We start from the raw sequence: 16,965 nt of genomic DNA on the forward strand, positions 1-16,965 counted from the left end.
AGTTATTTCGAGGTGCAAATATAAGAATTATTTTCTAATTACCTTACAATCAAAACAATCTTTTTTACTTAAAAGCTTTTTCACCATATAAGGAATAATTTTAACTATTTATGTATTAGTAAATAAAAAATAATTTATATCTTCGTTTTCACCAAAAAATATTTTATATGAAAAACTTTAAATTCTGCTTTCTAGCAGGAGCAGTTGCTGTATTCTCTTTAACTGCATGTAATGATGACAAAATGGAAGACAATGTCTTACCAAAATCACAATCGGAAAACGCAAAAATTGAGCAACCTGGGGACAAAGAAAAAATTTGTTACTATGTAGATCAAAACTGGAGTTCATCATCCGTTTTAATGACTGGCTTACAAACCACTGCTGATACGAATTTCATGAATGGTCAAATGACCAAAATCGCAAGCATGTGGGGAAGAAGTAATCCTACCCTACGATTTGTAAATGATCCTTCGAATTTCAATTCCACTTACAATGCAATTTCATATTCAAGCGGAAAAATTTATTATGGCTATGCTATTTATGCTGATGCAAAAAATAAAGGTGGAGACATTGTCAATGCGATGATTTTAGCTCATGAATATGGTCATCAATTACAGTATATCTTCAATTTACCTTCTGTAAATGAATCTACTGCGAGACCTAACGAATTAGAAGCAGATGGATTTGCAGGTTATTATTTAAGAAGACCAAATGGGTATAACAAAACCACCTTCGCAGAAATCGCTTCTGCTTACGAGTTTGCACAAAGTATTGGAGACAATCAGACGAACAGTCCTAATCACCACGGAACTCCACCACAAAGAAGATCTGCTGTACGTTTAGGTTTCCTTTTAGGACAATACAGTCTTTCTGCAGCTGATTTCGATTATAACTTCTTCTATTATTATCAAGGTGTTTTAAACGGAACCTACAAAATGGGGAAAAATTCAAGAAATCCTGAAATTGACGCTTATATGAGTCAATATATGGATGAATTAAGAAAAATTCAAACCGGAGAAATCTCTGCTGAAGAATTTAAAAATCTATAAACACTCATTTTTGCATATTTAGAAAGGAGGTAAAGTTATTCTTTACCTCTTTTTTATTTACTCAGAATAATTAATAAACTTTATTTACTTTTGAACTTTATCATACAATACAATGAATAGGGATCTCTATATTGATTTTGCAAAAGGATTAGCAACCATTTCAATTATATTTATTCACACTGCTTTCTGGTCAGGCCAATTTTATATTCCTGCCGAAGTAAGAGTCTTTTCATTGGTATTTGATGTTGCCTTATTCTACGCATTAAGTGGGATTACTTCAGGAGCTAATATTGAAAAAACGTTGTATCGGTTACTGAAATTACAGATCACCTACATGATTTTTGTAACGTTTCTTTTCTTTCTCGACTACTTCTTTAAGGTTTTCGGGCTAACCTTCTTCTCCATGGAATGGTTACAAAAATTTTATTCAACATTTGGTTCAAAATACGCAACAACGAGTATATCAATGGAACCTCAATGGCAAAATCTAGGTAACTGGTATCTTCATCAGTATACTAATGCTGATACGTTTCCTGTAGCTATGGGAAGCTTCTGGTACTTAAAAGTGTATTTTATATTAACCGTTTTTGGAGTTTTAACTTTAAGATTTTTTCCAAAACACATCAATTGGTTTATCGGATTATGTATTGCTTTAACATTAATATTTAATCTCTTTCCCTGGCTTTATCCAACGGGACAGGTCGGTTATGTGGCATTTTATTTTGCCGTATTTTTAATTGCCAATAGAATGAGAGGAAAAAAAATTCCGACTAAAATAATCCCCATTCTTTATGCAATAGTTGCAGCCTTACTATTATGGATGTTCTGGTATTACGGATCCGAAATATTTTATAAGATCAATAAAAATAAATTTCCACCTCAAGTCCCTTATATTATATGGACATTATTCTCTTTAGTAACATTATTTGTCTTCTATAACCGGTTAAAAATCACAAAGGAGAATTTCATCACCTATATCGGTAAGAATGCCATTTTCTTTTATTTTGCTCAAGGAATAAGTTCTTCTCTGGTGTATTTTCTGGTGGTTTCTTTAAATGAAAAAATACCGTGGTGGAGTTTAATGATCATCATCTATATCATTAATATCGCTTTAGCAACAATAATAGCAAAAGGCCTGAAGAAAATAGATAGCCTGGGATGGAATATTCTGGAATTCCTTCGAAGAAACACAGCTTCTTAAATAACTGAAATAAAAGAAGATTTGTTATGTCAATTTATTTTAAATTTACAAAAAATTTAAAACATGTTTAAGTTGAAACTTCCTACTGATCCAAGGTGGGCAAATATTGCAGAGGAAAACATTGAAGAAATTTTAACGGATCATGCATGGTGTGAGCAGAAAGCAGCAACAAACGCTATCTCTCTTATCACGATGATGCCTGAACAAACTGAAATTGTAACCGGACTTCTTGCTATTGCTCAGGAAGAGCTTGATCATTTCAATCAGGTTCATGAGATTATTAAGAAAAAAGGATATTCTTTCGGAAGAGCCAGAAAGGATGATTATGTAAATGAGCTTGCCAAATTTATTGTTCAGGGGAAAAGAGAAGATCTTATTGTTGACAAAATGCTTTTTGCGGCTATGATAGAAGCAAGAAGTTGTGAAAGATTTAAAGTTCTTACTGAAAACATCAAAGATGAGGAGCTAAAAGTGTTCTATAGAGAGCTAATGATCTCTGAAGCAAACCATTACACAACATTCATAGGATTCGCAAGACAATTAGGTGATCCTGAAAAAGTGAATAAGCGATGGGAAGAGTGGCTAGACTATGAAGCTAGTATTATCAAATCATACGGAAACAAAGAAACAATACACGGTTAATCCAAAATACATTAAAAACACAAGTTGAAAAAACTGACTTTTGAAAATATTGCCAACTTTTTCCTGAAAAATTTCTTTCAGGGACTTGTGATTATTGGACCTATCGGACTTACTATTTTTGTAATATGGTATGTTGTCACCTCTATTGACAATATAATACCATCTGTTGCAAAAGAAATTCCGGGGTTAGTTTTTGTATCAACCATTTTAATTACCGCAATTTTAGGATATTTAGGAAATAAATTCGTTGTGGGGAGATTTTTTTTTGACACGATGGACAGTTTGTTGGAAAAGACTCCTGGAGTAAAACATATTTACACTCCTACAAAAGATGTTATGTCTTCATTTGTGGGAGATAAGAAAAAATTTAATGATCCCGTTTGGGTAAAAACCAATGAAAACCCGGAAATCTGGAGGATTGGATTTTTAACTCAGAAAGAAATGTCTGATGTGGATAAGCACAATTATGTTGCTGTATACCTTCCACATTCATATGCTATTTCCGGATGGGTAATTGTTACAGAAGAAAAAAACATCAAACCTGTAGTGGGCATGACAGCCGCATCAGCTATGAAATTTGCTGTTAGTGGCGGCGTAGCTGGTTTCCACTCTGATGAAAATATATTTAAAGCTCCAGAGTAATATTCATTATTCTTTTAAATATACTTGATGAATTGAAATTATTTTCAAACAAATTTTCTTTACAAAACAAATAAATACTTAACTCATGAATTTACCGTACGCGGAACCTTTCCGTATTAAAATGGTTGAAGAAATTCGCCAGTCAACAAGAGAAGAAAGAGAACAATGGCTTAAAGATGCCAACTACAATTTATTCAATCTAAAATCTTCACAGGTTTTTATCGATCTATTAACTGATTCCGGAACGGGAGCAATGTCAGACAGACAGTGGGGAGCATTGATGACCGGTGACGAAAGTTATGCTGGTTCTCGTTCATTTGACCAACTTCACAACACTGTAAAAAGCATAACAGGTTTCCAATATCTTTTACCTACACACCAAGGAAGAGCTGCAGAAAACGTTCTTTTTTCTGTTCTTGTAAAAGATGGTGATGTTGTACCTGGAAATTCTCATTTCGACACAACAAAAGGACATATTGAATTTCGTAAAGCCCATGCCATTGATTGTACAGTGGATGAAGCTTTTGACATCAACGATCTGCATCCATTCAAAGGGAATATCAATCTTGAAAAACTGGAAGAAGTTTATAAAAGCCACCCAAAAGAAAAGATCCCTTTCTGTCTGATTACGATCACTTGTAATTCTTCAGGAGGCCAGCCTGTTTCTTTGGAAAATATGAAAGCAGTAAGAGAGCTTTCTAATAAATATGGAATTCCTGTTTTCTTTGACTCTGCAAGATTCGCTGAAAACGCTTACTTCATTAAGAAAAGAGAAAAAGGTCAGGAAAACAGAAGTATCAAAGAAATCTGTAAAGAAATATTCTCTTACGGAGATGGAATGACCATGAGTTCTAAAAAAGATGGACTGGTAAACATCGGTGGTTTCATTGCATTAAATAGTGAGGAAATTTTCAGAAAAGCGTCCAGTTTTACTATTATTTATGAGGGGTTCATTACTTACGGAGGAATGGCCGGGAGAGATATGGCCGCTTTATCAGTAGGACTTGATGAAGCTACAGAATTTGCCTATTTAGAAAGTAGAATTTCACAGGTTGAATATCTCGGAAATAAATTGATCGAATATGGAGTTCCAGTTCAAAAGCCAATTGGAGGACATGCTGTTTTTATCGATTCATTAAATTTTCTTCCTAATGTTGCCCGTGAAGAATACCCAGCACAGACTTTAGGTCTTGAAATTTATAAAGAAGCTGGGATCAGAACAGTAGAAATCGGTACTTTACTTGCCGACAGAGATCCGGAAACGAGACAAAACCGTTATCCAAAATTGGAATTGGTTCGTTTGGCCATACCTAGAAGAACATATACCAATAACCACATGGATTATATTGCCGCAGCTATTAAAAACGTTTATGAAAGACGCGATGAAATAGCAAAAGGATATAAGATCACATGGGAGCCTGAACTTTTAAGACACTTTACAGTACAACTGGAAGAAGCATAAAAATAAAACCGGGATTTATTCTCGGTTTTTTTATTTCTCATTGGCTTATTTTATAAGTAGTTAAAAATATCAACTACAAATCAATTTAGGACAAACATTCTTATCAGATTTCATAATTTTAACTGATTTTGGCTATTTAATTAAAATTTTTCATTTAATTATGCAATACATTTATTTTTCATAATACTTTTCAAAGAATAGTGATTTTTTCTGATGATTTAAAAACAAAAATCAATACTTTTGATAGAATTACCAATCACAGAAACTTGATATATATGAAAATTAAATACTTAAGTGCCTTATTTCTGGGCACGACTTCCGTGCTTTATTCGCAACAAGTGAACGATACTATTTCTAAAGAAGCAAAAATTGAGGAAGTTGCTATAACCGGAAGCCGGAATAAAAAAAGAACCGTAGTAGATACTCCAGTACCCATTGATGTCATTGATATTAAACAAGTAAGCCAATCAACAGGGCAAGTGGAGGTCAATCAGCTTTTGCAATTTGCTGCCCCTTCATTCAATTCCAATAAGCAATCCGGATCAGATGGTGCAGACGCAGTAGACCCTGCGACTTTAAGAGGACTGGGACCAGATCAAACTCTACTTTTATTGAACGGCAAAAGATATCATCAATCTTCACTTATCAATCTTTTCGGCACCAAAGGAAGAGGAAATACAGGTTATGATATGAATACCATCCCTATCGGAGCAATCAAAAGAGTGGAAGTACTTCGTGATGGAGCAGCTGCCCAATATGGCTCCGATGCTATTGCCGGGGTCATTAATATTGTACTGAATGATCGGAATAAAGGATTTGAAGGAAATGCTTTTTATGGAATGAATCTCTTTAAAAGTCCAGGAAGCAATGATGTTGTATCCGACCACAAAATAGATGGAAATACTTTTGATTTCAGTGGGAATTATGGAACGAAAATAGGCTCTCAGGGTGGTTTTGCCAATTTTACAGCTGAGTTCATCAATAAAGAATATTCTATTCGAAATGCAAATCCAGCAATCTATGATGCTCCTAGACAACGTTTTGGTGACGCAAAATCTCAAAATGTATACTTCTTTGGAAATATCGAAGTTCCTTTATCTGACAATCTAAAATTTTACTCCCATCCCGGTTTCTCCCAAAGAAATACAGATGCCAATGCGTGGACCAGAAAAGCAAATGCTGACGGAAATGTACCAGAAGTATACCCAAATGGTTTTAATCCAATCCAAGATACAAGTATAACAGATTTCACGTTCGATAATGGCCTGAAGTTCAAAGTTGCCGGCTGGGATGTTGATTTTTACAATGCTTTCGGAAGTAACCGATTTACTTATCAGATTGATAATACGATCAATGCAACCCTGGGTGTAAAATCACCTACCAGTTTTAATGCAGGGGGACATTCTATCTTACAAAATACGACAGGCTTTAATGCGACAAAACAATTCAATGTACTGGAGGGATTAAATATCGCTTTTGGATCTGAATTCAGATATGAAAAATTTAATGTTATTAAAGGTGAAGAAGCTTCGTATGCTATGTATGACGTTAATGGAAATATTGTAACCTCCAGTACACCACAAAATTTATTGGTAACAAACCCTTTAAATGGCAACACAAGACCCGGCGGTTCACAGGGTTTTCCAGGATACTCTCAGGAAGTAAATAAAAGTAGAAACAATTTTGCTGCTTATGTAGATACTGAACTGGATATTACCAAAAAATGGATGGTAAGTCTTGCCGGAAGATTTGAAAACTACAATGATTTTGGAAGCACCATTAATGGAAAATTCGCAACAAGATATGCCATAACTTCTCAATTTGCCCTTCGTGGTTCTGTTTCCACTGGTTTCAGAGCACCTTCTTTAGCACAAAAATACTATGCTCTACAATTCACCAATTTTCAGGGAGGTAATTTAGTAACTATTCAATTAGCCTCAAATGACAGTCAACTTGCTAAAGACGTTGGAATTCCGCAATTAAAACAAGAAACATCATTAAACGGAAGTGTTGGATTTACATTTAACACTGGAAAATTCACAGCCACTGTTGATGGTTATTATATTAAAGTGAAAAACAGAATTGTTTTAACTGGTAATTTTGCCCGAACAGATCTTCCGGAACAGGTTCAAATAGATTATCCATATATAGATCAGGCACAGTTTTTCTCTAATGCTATAGATACCAAAACAAGAGGTGTTGATGTTATTTTAAGCTACAATGAAATTATTGGAAATGGAAAATTAACTGCAAGTTTAGCCGGAAACTATAATGAAATGCAAATCACATCTGTAAATGCTTCCGACAGATTAAAAGGCAAAGAAGACATTTATCTGAGCCCAAGAGAACGGGCATTTATCTTAGCCTCAGCACCTAAAACAAAAATAAACTTAAGCTTGAATTATAAAATTTCAAAGTTCAATGCTAATTTACAATTGGTTAGATTTGACAAGCTTACATTAATCGGCTATAATGGGGCTGATGACTATCAGACTTATAATGCAAGAGTAACCACTGACTTGTCATTTGGGTATGATTTTTCGAAGAGTATTACATTGACATTGGGAAGCAAAAATTTATTCAACAGATACCCAACCCTACAAACAACAGCTGTTTCAGCTGGTAACACAGAATCCGGAGGAATTTTTGATCCTGTACAGATGGGTTTTGCAGGAAGACAGGTTTTTGCAAGATTTAATTTCAAATTTTAAAGAATAGAAAAAGGCTCCCGATAACTTCAGGAGCCTTCTTTATTTATTTATTTTATTTCTTTGATATTTTATACAATTTCCCACTGTCTGTTACAGCATAAATATTTCCATCCATCCCATCGAGTACATCTCGGAATCTCTCTTTCTGGTCAGCCAGAAGACGTTCTTCGCCTACAACCTTATTGTTCTTCATTACAATTCGGTTGATATGTTCTCCGCTTAAGCATCCAATGATCAAATTCCCTTTCCATTCATCGATATTTCCCGTATAGAAAGTAACTCCACTTGGTGAAATCACAGGATCCCAATAGTAAACAGGCTGTTCAGTTCCTTCTTTTTGAGTAATTCCCTGTCCTACTTTTTCTCCAGAATATTCAATACCATAAGTAACATCTCCCCAACCATAATTTTTACCGGGTTGGATAAAATTAATCTCATCACCCCCTCTCGGTCCCATTTCAACATCCCAGAGATTTCCATTTGGGTCAATAGCCATTCCTTGAGGATTTCTTACTCCATAAGCATATATTTCGGGCTTATATCCTGCTTTTCCAATAAATGGATTTCCCGGAGCCGGTTTACCATCTTTTGTGATTTTAAGAATTTTACCTAAGTAATTATCTGTTTTCTGAGCATATATCCTTGTTTCTTTGTCTGATCTTTCACCAGTACTTACAAATAAGTTACCTTCTTTATCAAAGGCCAACCTACTTCCATAGTGCTTATCTCCATCATATGACGGCTCTGCTCGAAAAATAACCTTCACATCTGTTATAGTTTTGAGATCTCCGGAAAGTTTACCCTTTGCAACGGAAGTTAAGTTCCCTTTCCCAAAAGGTTCAGAAAAACTGAAATAGATCGTATTATTATTTTTAAAATCAGGATCAAGCGCTACATCCAACATTCCACCCTGACCTTTTGAATCTACTTTTGGAAATCCTTCAATTTTAGAAATTTGCTTTCCATCAGTAGAAACAACATTCATAAAACCTTTCTTATCTGTAATTAAAAATTTCCCATCGGGTAAATTTATGATGCCCCAAGGTCTGCCCAAATCTTTAGTTAAGACTTCTACTTTATAAGGTGTTGTGGTTTTTACAGCCTTAATTCTCGTTTGTCCTGCAAATGCAGGTTTATAATTAGAATTCGGCTTTTCTGTTTCAACGCCGCCGTCCTTTGAGACCTGCTGGGCATTTGCATTATTCTTTTTACATGCCGATAAAAGTAGGAAAAGACTGAAAGCGGGTACATAAAACTTATTGAATTTCATAGTATTGGGATTAGTGATTTAAAAAATGAATGGAAAAATAATGCCACAAAAATTTGCGTGTTCAAAATTTTATTCTACATTTGTAGAACAAACTATCAAAAAGTAGAACATGAAAGAAATAAAGTTAACAGATTCCGAAAAGGGGATTATGGAAATTCTTTGGGATAAACAAAAGGTTTTCATGAAAGATATTCTAGACCTTTACCCTGAACCAAAGCCGGCTTCCACAACAGTCGCAACCTTATTAAAAAGGATGCAGAATAAAGATCTTGTAGGCTATACATTATATGGAAATTCTCGTGAATACTATCCAAAAGTAGGTAAAGGAGAATATTTCAAGGAAGAAATGACTTCTATGATTGACCGTTTTTTCGACAGTTCGGTAACACAATTTGCATCATTTTTTACGTCTAATGCAAAATTATCTCAAAAACAGTTGATAGAACTCCGCGAAATAATTGATCAACAAATAAAAGATTAAAGATGCTTTACATTTTTCTCAAAATAATTTTATGCTCTTCGCTACTTATTGCGGTGTATTATTTTTTATTGGAAAAAGAAAAAATGTATCGTTTCAACAGATTTTTCTTACTTTTTTCATTACTGTTTTCATACTCGGTTCCTTTCATTTCAATTACAGTGGAAAATCCAATTTCAAAACAGAAATCACAACTCATTTTTGAAGAGGCAACCCAGCAAATACAATCACTCTCTGCAAAACAGGAAAGCTTTGACTGGGCGAACGCATTATGGATCATATATGGGATCATTGCTATTGCCCTCCTTGTAAAAGCCATCATTTCAATCCTGAAGATTAAAAATATTAAAGGAAAAAAAATAACTCACTTCAACTACAAAATAATATTAACAGAAAATAATCTGTCTCCTTTTACTTTTTCAAACACCATTTATCTTGGAAAAAACTACCTAGTCAATGGTAAAATAGATCCACGAATATTTTTACACGAAAAAAGCCATTTGGATCAAAAGCATAGCTGGGATCTATTTTTAATCGAAATTATTAAAATCTTAACATGGTTTAATCCTGCTATTTATTTTTATAAAAAAGCAATCATTACCAATCATGAGTTTCTCGCTGATGAGACTGTTCTGGAAAATAATTTCAATGTTAGGGATTATCAGAATTTAATCCTTAATGAAATAATTGATTCTCAAAAGCTTGAATTTACTCATCCATTTAATTTTAACAATACAAAAAAAAGATTTATTATGATGAACACTAAACAATCAAAATTTACCTGGCTGAAAAAAACAGCGGCACTTCCCATATTAATAATAGCCTTTGGTCTTTTTGTGGAGAAAACATACGCCAGCAATTCTGTTTCAAATATAGATGACTCAAAAGAGCATGGAAAAATATCGTTGATAAATGCTTCACAAAAAACAGCTGACGAACAAGAAAGCACAACGAACAAAATAATTGCTTCGGATACCATTCGTCCAACAAAAAAAGGAGCAGCCAAGAAAGGGAAAATCAATCGAAATTCTGAAATGGCTCCACCACCACCTCCTCCAGTAGAGAAAACAAAAGGAAAGAAAGCGAATATGGCTGGAAACCCTGATGTTCCGCCGCCACCACCCCCAGCAAACAACTCTTTTGTTCAGGCAAAATTTCCGCAAGGAATTAATGAGCTAAGAAACAAAATTTCCAAGAACTTCAATGGAAGTCTTCTTAATGGAAATGAAGGGCATATACGATCCGACGTTTTTATCTCAATTAAAGAAGATGGCACAGTTGACAAGATAACAACAGATGGTAATAACAGGGTTTTTAATGATGAAGTTTACAGAACGGTAAAGTCTGCTACAGAAAACGTAAAATGGGAGCCAGCACTTGCTGATGGCAAACCAGCCGCAACTGTCTTCAGACTTCCAATAACGATGACTTTTGAATATGGTAAAAAATGATAATAATTGTAAGAGTCCGCTTTAGGACTCTTTTTTATTTCATAAATTTGATGTATGAATTTCAATCTTCACTCAGAATACAAACCAACCGGAGATCAGCCTCAAGCTATTGAAAAACTTACCGAAGGAATTGAAATCGGTGAGAAATATCAGACTTTACTAGGGGTCACAGGATCTGGAAAAACTTTTACAATAGCCAATGTTGTAAACAATGTTCAAAAGCCTACCCTGGTTTTAGCGCATAATAAAACTTTGGCAGCCCAGCTCTTCATGGAGTTTAAGGAGTTTTTCCCTGACAATGCTGTCGAGTATTTTGTAAGCTATTATGATTACTATCAGCCTGAAGCTTATATTGCAACCACGGGAACCTATATCGAAAAAGATTTGAGCATTAATGAAGAAGTGGAAAAATTACGTCTTTCTGCTACTGCAAGTTTGCTTTCGGGAAGAAGGGACGTATTAATCGTAGCTTCCGTTTCATGTATCTATGGTATCGGAAACCCATCTGAATTTCACAAATCCCTTATATCGATTGGAATTGGTGAGAAAGTGACAAGAACGGCACTTCTTCACTCTTTAGTAAGTGCACTCTATGCAAGAACTCTAAACGAATTTCAGAGGGGAACATTCAGGGTTAAAGGAGATGTAATCGATGTTTTCCCAGCATATGCAGATGATGGTGTCAGAATTCAGTTCTTTGGTGATGAGATTGAAAAGATCCAGAGTTTCGATCCTGTTACAGGAAATGTAACGTCTAATTTTGAGCAGATTCAAATCTACCCTGCTAACTTATTTGTTACCTCCAAGGAAACTTTAAATGGAGCAATCAGAAGCATTCAGGATGATATGGTAAAACAAGTGGATTTCTTTAGCTCCGTAGACAAGCCTTTGGAAGCAAAAAGACTACAGGAAAGAACAGAGCTAGATCTTGAAATGATAAAAGAATTGGGTTACTGTTCGGGAATCGAAAACTATTCAAGATATCTGGATGGAAGACTACCTGGTTCTCGACCTTTCTGTCTTATCGATTATTTTCCAAAAGATTTCCTGATGGTCATTGATGAAAGTCACGTAACTGTTCCTCAGGTTCATGCGATGTATGGCGGCGATAGAAGCAGAAAAGAAGCTCTTGTAGAATACGGCTTCAGACTTCCTGCTGCAATGGATAACAGACCATTAAAATTTGACGAATTTGAAACCATGCAGAATCAGGTCATCTATGTTTCGGCAACACCAGCCGATTATGAGTTGGAAAAAACCGGAGGATCCTATATTGAGCAGATCATTCGTCCTACAGGACTTCTGGATCCTGTTATTGAAGTAAGACCATCATTAAATCAAATTGATGACCTGATGGAAGAGATCCATAAAAGATCTGCTGCAGATGAAAGAGTTTTAGTGACCACACTAACAAAAAAAATGGCTGAAGAGCTCACCAAATATTTTACAAAATTCGGAATAAGAACCAGATATATCCATTCAGATGTTGAAACACTGGAACGTATACAGATCATGCAGGATCTAAGGTTGGGAGTTTTCGATGTTTTGATCGGAGTCAACTTATTAAGAGAAGGATTGGATTTACCTGAAGTTTCGCTGGTTGCTATTTTAGATGCCGACAAAGAAGGAATGCTAAGAAGCAGAAGATCAATGATTCAGACGGTTGGACGTGCGGCTAGGAATATTAACGGCAAGGCTATCCTATATGCTGACAAGATGACAAAATCGATGCAAGCTACTATAGATGAAACAGAGTACCGCCGTGCAAAACAGATGCAGCATAATGAAGAAAATGGTTTGGTACCAACTGCTTTAAATAAAAAAATTTCAGAAAATCTAGTTGGAAGAAGTAAGGATTTCCCTGATTCAAAATATACCCAAAAGGAAATTATTCAGAAAGTTGCCGAAGCCAAAGCAAATTACGCTACTGAAGATATTGAGAAGATGATCGAGCAAAAGCAAAAAGAAATGGAAGCGGCAGCAAAAAACCTTGATTTTATAAAAGCGGCAAAGCTTCGTGATGAAATTGCAGGTCTGAAAAACTAAACAGAACAACAATGGAAACAATCATCATTATTTGCGGGATTTACTCTTTAATACTTGGTGTGTTTCACTTATTCTTTTGGAAGTTTTTTAATTGGAAAAAAGACCTGGAAAAGCTTTCTCAAGTCAACAGAGGAGTTATGCAAATCTTAAACATCCAGATAATTTTTGTCTTCTTCACCACTGGTTTAATATGTCTCTTTTTTAATCATGAAATAACAGGTACAAATTTCGGTAAATACTTTCTATTAGCTAATTCTGGATTTTGGGCATTAAGAATAGTTAACCAGTTTATTTTTTTAAGAATTAATGATTACAGAATTCATTTATTAACATTTGCGTTTTTTATCGGATCTATACTTTTTCTTGTTCCTGTAATATATTCAGTTAATAAATAAAAAAATTGGAAATACAAAAAAGTGACACCGACTCTTTTATTTAATTCCATTTTATTTACACATTAAATACTTTAAGGAACTATACATGTAATACACTACTAATAAATAAAAAGAGACAGGCAATAGCTTGTCTCTTTTTATTATCAATGTTCTCTTTTTAGAGATATTATAAATTTACTTTAGAGGAGTAGGAAATCATTCAAATAAATCTCAATGTGTAAATTCTTTAATTACTTCTTTTAAATCAGGATACTGTTCAAGTAATACGCTTCTTTCTGCTAGTTCGAAATCTAAAAAATCAAACCCAGGAGCAACGGTACAACTAACTAATGAATAACCTTTCCCATTTGAAATTTTTGCAGCAAACCACAAATTGGCTTCAATTCTTACTTGCGGTATCTGTCCGTTTTCTATAGAATTCCCCAAAATTACGGTATGTAGGTTCCCATCTTTTATAAAAACAATTTCCAAAGGCTCTCCTTGATGGAAAAACCATAATTCATCAGATTTAATTCGATGAAAAGAAGATTTGTTTTCATTTTCCAACAAATAATAAATAGCAGTACTTATGTTTCTTACATTCCCATCTTCTAAGGTTAATGTCTGCTCACATCTGTACGTTTCTTTATAATAGCCTCCTTCAGGATGTGGCTCCAATTTTAAAATATCAACGAGCTTTTGAGAATCCATCTGTTTATATTAAAATTTATAAGTCTTGGTTTTTATTTTTTCATAATTTACTGTTCCCCCGCGAAGTGGCGTCAACAGATCCATCAAGCCATTCAGCTTTATTTCATAAATGGTTGAAAGCTGCATTCCAAGTTTTCCTTTCGGCATTCCCTGTCGTTGAAACCATTCGAGATAACTAATTGGCAAATCAGCCAGTACAGTTCCTTCATGTTTTCCAAACGGCATTTTAGCAACACATATTTCTTTCAATATTTCTGGGTTTATTCCTTCCACAACTTATACTATTAAATCAACTTTATTATCTAAATCATTGTCCTTATCTGGCAACTCCAGTTCAGGATGTGCCTCATCATCTGAAAATTCGTTTCTATACACCTGAATGAGTAGAAGAGTAAGAGAGATCAGAATAGGCCCGAAAATCAGCCCCATAAAGCCAAACAAATTCATTCCCATAATAATTCCAAATACTGTATTAAGGGGATGAATATCTTCCAGTTTCTTCAAAAGTGTAAAACGCAGCAAATTATCCGTCAGTCCCACGACCACCAAACAGTAGACAGCAAGACCAAGTCCCGGTCCTGTATCACCCACAGCAATCATATAAATACAAACCGGAATATACACAATGGCTGCCCCAACAACCGGGATCATGGAACCAGCAGCTGTTAATGCAAAAAGTAATACAGGACTGGGTGCACCAAAGATAAAGTACCCTATAAGTGCCACAATCCCCTGGCCAATAGCAACAACAGGAATTCCTATGGCATTTGCCATAATCAGCTTTCTCATTTTATCGCCGATCAGAGAGACATTAGCTCTCTTTAAGGGAGCAGATGATGTCAATATTTTTTCAAAAAGTCTTGGTTTTTCTAAAAGAAAGTAAAGAATAAAATACATTGACATGATTACGGTAAGCGTATTAAAGGTTCCACTAAGAGCAACCGAAGAGATTTTTCCTACCGAACCTTTTACCTTATCCATATTTTCCTTACTCAATATATCAAACCCAAACTTTGTATCAATATAAGTATGTATTTTCTCAAGAAATACATTAAACTTGGTCATATAAGCCTGTGCATTCCCTAGTTTATCAATCAATAGATCAGCTATAAAATAGATCGGCAGAATAAGAATGATCAAACTGGCAAGCATTAACACCAGTGATGAAAGCCATGGTTTCCATTTTTTCACCTCCTGCAAATAAAAGTTATACTTGCGACATACAACATAGATCGTAAGTGCCCCCAAAACCGAAGGTATAAAAAGGGCGAGGTTAAAACAAATCAGCCCCGTCAACACTAATATAATAGCAAGCAAGAAAACCTGCTTTATTGCCACCCCGCTTATTTGTTTCTCTTTATTTATCATAATTTACTTTAACAATATTTGTCTTGGTTTCCCCAGAAAAGCACAATATGCAGAATACATTACAACCATAATAAACGGAGCTGTAATAATAACCCCTATGAAGCAAAGTACAATACCTGCAAAAGATATTAACAGTCCAACCACGGTTGTTCCAAGAAAAACACCATAATTTTCTTTTGCAATATTGAAAGATTTTCCCAAAGCTTCTGTTGCTGAAGCATTTTCAAATAATAAAATTGGATAACCCAACAACAACAAGGGATAAACAAAAAAGAACGGGATAAAACAAATGGATAGAGCCACACTGGATATAACTCCCGAGATCAGACTGTAAATCAATATATTCACAAAATTCTGACGGTATCCGATAAATAAGTCAGCAAATTCAATAGGATTTTTAGTGTTATATTTATTCACAATAAATATTAATCCGACATACAAAGGAGCAAGGAGAATACCCAGCAATCCTGATAAGGTAAGGTACAACGGAAATCCCGGTGCATTCCAATAGCTAAATCCAGAGAAATCATCACCAGCATCTCTCATTTCTTCCATCATAGAGGCAGAATTGAATCCTGTTACCGTTTGAATTATAAATCCACCGATGATATACACTATCATTGCGACAATAGCATAAAGAAAAACTCCTTTATACATTTCGAAGGCATGCGAAATAATTGAGCCCGTATCTCTATTAGGTACGGAGCCTTGCTGATCAAATTCGTCGAATCCAGACATGGTTTAATTTTTTAATGTTTTACCAAATTTAATTTTTTTTGATAAAAAAAGCATTAAATAAAGCCAAAATTTAATTTTTTTCTGAAAAAACGGTCTTATACAATGAATATATTATAGCATTCCAAAAAGGAAAAGTAAAGAGTCCACCCACCAGAAACAATGCGAATCCAACATATTTAAATATAAATGCAACAATAACGCAAACCATTATTTCTACAAAATACATTTTCAAAGCCTTAAAGTTTAAAGTAATGGCTTCAAAAATTCTTTTATCGGTAAAAAACATCAGTGGAGCAACAAATAGAGTAACCATAACCCATACAATTCCAAGAATAATCGTTTGTGCCGACAGCAGGTAAACGAAAAACCAAAATAAAAAGTAACTGATGTACTTAAAGAAATTAGATCCATTATAACCCGCAAACAAATCACCCAAAACTATTTTCTCCTTAAGATCAATTTTTCTGAATATTTGGAAAAGCCCGAGATTTAAAGGATAAAGAAAAACAATAACCCCTAAAAGGCAATAACTGAAATTCTTGTAATTTTCAGTGGCACTTATAACAGCTGCTTTCTCCATATAAGCCTTGGTTCCTAAACGAAAAGCTTCAGCCAATTCTTGATTTTGCTCCCAGATCCCAAATCGTGAGGCGAAAAAAAACATTCCTGTAAAAAATATCGCAAAGTAAATAATGGAAAACATCAATTGAAAAATTAAAGTTTTATTCCAATAGAAAAATGCCTGCTTCAGTATAAAATCAATTCCCGGTTTCTGTGGATATTTGTTCTGCATGTAAAATATTTTGTGCAAAAGTAAACATC

The 16,965-nt window shown here is 34.6% G+C and carries 16 protein-coding genes; 10 read left to right on the top strand and 6 right to left on the bottom strand.

The annotated features are described in order from the left end of the window. Positions 1-167 precede the first annotated feature (167 nt). The 6 genes from NG806_RS14920 to NG806_RS14945 all read left to right on the top strand — a co-directional run bounded on the left by NG806_RS14920 (position 168) and on the right by NG806_RS14945 (position 7,707). Positions 168-1,049, top strand: coding sequence for a neutral zinc metallopeptidase (locus NG806_RS14920; protein WP_261510380.1), 882 nt, complete (start codon positions 168-170; stop codon positions 1,047-1,049). A gap of 112 nt (positions 1,050-1,161) precedes the next feature. Then, the gene (locus tag NG806_RS14925; RefSeq protein ID WP_261510381.1) at positions 1,162-2,250 is read left to right on the top strand and encodes an acyltransferase family protein; all 1,089 of its coding nucleotides are present in this window, start codon (positions 1,162-1,164) and stop codon (positions 2,248-2,250) included. A gap of 63 nt (positions 2,251-2,313) precedes the next feature. Further along, positions 2,314-2,892, top strand: a complete 579-nt coding sequence (gene miaE, locus NG806_RS14930; protein ID WP_214829480.1) for a tRNA-(ms[2]io[6]A)-hydroxylase — start codon at positions 2,314-2,316, stop codon at positions 2,890-2,892. Positions 2,893-2,916: 24 nt separating this feature from the next. Further along, the gene (locus NG806_RS14935) at positions 2,917-3,534 is read left to right on the top strand and encodes a DUF502 domain-containing protein (RefSeq protein WP_214829482.1); all 618 of its coding nucleotides are present in this window, start codon (positions 2,917-2,919) and stop codon (positions 3,532-3,534) included. 85 nt (positions 3,535-3,619) lie between these two features. Further along, complete coding sequence (locus tag NG806_RS14940; protein WP_214829484.1) at positions 3,620-4,996, top strand: tryptophanase; 1,377 nt, start codon at positions 3,620-3,622, stop codon at positions 4,994-4,996. Positions 4,997-5,271: 275 nt separating this feature from the next. Continuing rightward, a complete protein-coding gene (locus tag NG806_RS14945; protein WP_261510382.1) occupies positions 5,272-7,707 on the top strand; it encodes a TonB-dependent receptor plug domain-containing protein in 2,436 nt (811 codons plus the stop codon). 52 nt (positions 7,708-7,759) lie between these two features. On the opposite strand, the gene NG806_RS14950 is transcribed toward NG806_RS14945, so the two are convergent. Beyond that, positions 7,760-8,977, bottom strand: coding sequence for a PQQ-dependent sugar dehydrogenase (locus NG806_RS14950; protein ID WP_214829488.1), 1,218 nt, complete (start codon positions 8,975-8,977; stop codon positions 7,760-7,762). Positions 8,978-9,086: 109 nt separating this feature from the next. Between NG806_RS14950 and NG806_RS14955 the strand changes: the two genes are divergently transcribed. From NG806_RS14955 to NG806_RS14970, 4 genes are all read left to right on the top strand, one after another. Continuing rightward, positions 9,087-9,458 carry a BlaI/MecI/CopY family transcriptional regulator gene (locus NG806_RS14955; protein WP_214829490.1) on the top strand — a complete coding sequence of 124 codons (372 nt, stop codon included), beginning with the start codon at positions 9,087-9,089 and terminating at the stop codon, positions 9,456-9,458. 83 nt (positions 9,459-9,541) lie between these two features. Further along, the gene (locus tag NG806_RS14960) at positions 9,542-10,906 is read left to right on the top strand and encodes a M56 family metallopeptidase (protein WP_261510384.1); all 1,365 of its coding nucleotides are present in this window, start codon (positions 9,542-9,544) and stop codon (positions 10,904-10,906) included. Between the two features lie 54 nt (positions 10,907-10,960). Continuing rightward, positions 10,961-12,952: an excinuclease ABC subunit UvrB gene (gene uvrB / locus NG806_RS14965; RefSeq protein WP_214829494.1), complete on the top strand. Its 1,992-nt coding sequence runs from the start codon at positions 10,961-10,963 to the stop codon at positions 12,950-12,952. Positions 12,953-12,963: 11 nt separating this feature from the next. Beyond that, on the top strand, positions 12,964-13,347 hold the full coding sequence (locus tag NG806_RS14970) for a hypothetical protein (protein WP_261510385.1): 384 nt from the start codon (positions 12,964-12,966) through the stop codon (positions 13,345-13,347). 210 nt (positions 13,348-13,557) lie between these two features. Here the strand turns inward: NG806_RS14970 and NG806_RS14975 are convergent, their stop codons facing one another. The 5 genes from NG806_RS14975 to NG806_RS14995 all read right to left on the bottom strand — a co-directional run bounded on the left by NG806_RS14975 (position 13,558) and on the right by NG806_RS14995 (position 16,936). Next, the gene (locus NG806_RS14975; RefSeq protein WP_261510386.1) at positions 13,558-14,037 is read right to left on the bottom strand and encodes a cupin domain-containing protein; all 480 of its coding nucleotides are present in this window, start codon (positions 14,035-14,037) and stop codon (positions 13,558-13,560) included. Positions 14,038-14,046: 9 nt separating this feature from the next. Then, on the bottom strand, positions 14,047-14,301 hold the full coding sequence (locus tag NG806_RS14980) for a DUF3820 family protein (protein WP_214831306.1): 255 nt from the start codon (positions 14,299-14,301) through the stop codon (positions 14,047-14,049). 12 nt (positions 14,302-14,313) lie between these two features. After that, positions 14,314-15,405 (bottom strand): AI-2E family transporter, encoded by a 1,092-nt coding sequence (locus tag NG806_RS14985; protein ID WP_214829504.1) that lies wholly within the window; start codon positions 15,403-15,405, stop codon positions 14,314-14,316. Positions 15,406-15,408: 3 nt separating this feature from the next. Beyond that, positions 15,409-16,143, bottom strand: a complete 735-nt coding sequence (locus tag NG806_RS14990) for a beta-carotene 15,15'-monooxygenase (RefSeq protein ID WP_214829511.1) — start codon at positions 16,141-16,143, stop codon at positions 15,409-15,411. Positions 16,144-16,213: 70 nt separating this feature from the next. Continuing rightward, complete coding sequence (locus tag NG806_RS14995) at positions 16,214-16,936, bottom strand: hypothetical protein (protein ID WP_214829513.1); 723 nt, start codon at positions 16,934-16,936, stop codon at positions 16,214-16,216. Positions 16,937-16,965: the final 29 nt, after the last annotated feature.

It is taken from the genome of Chryseobacterium paludis (assembly GCF_025403485.1).
Lineage (GTDB): Bacteria > Bacteroidota > Bacteroidia > Flavobacteriales > Weeksellaceae > Chryseobacterium > Chryseobacterium paludis.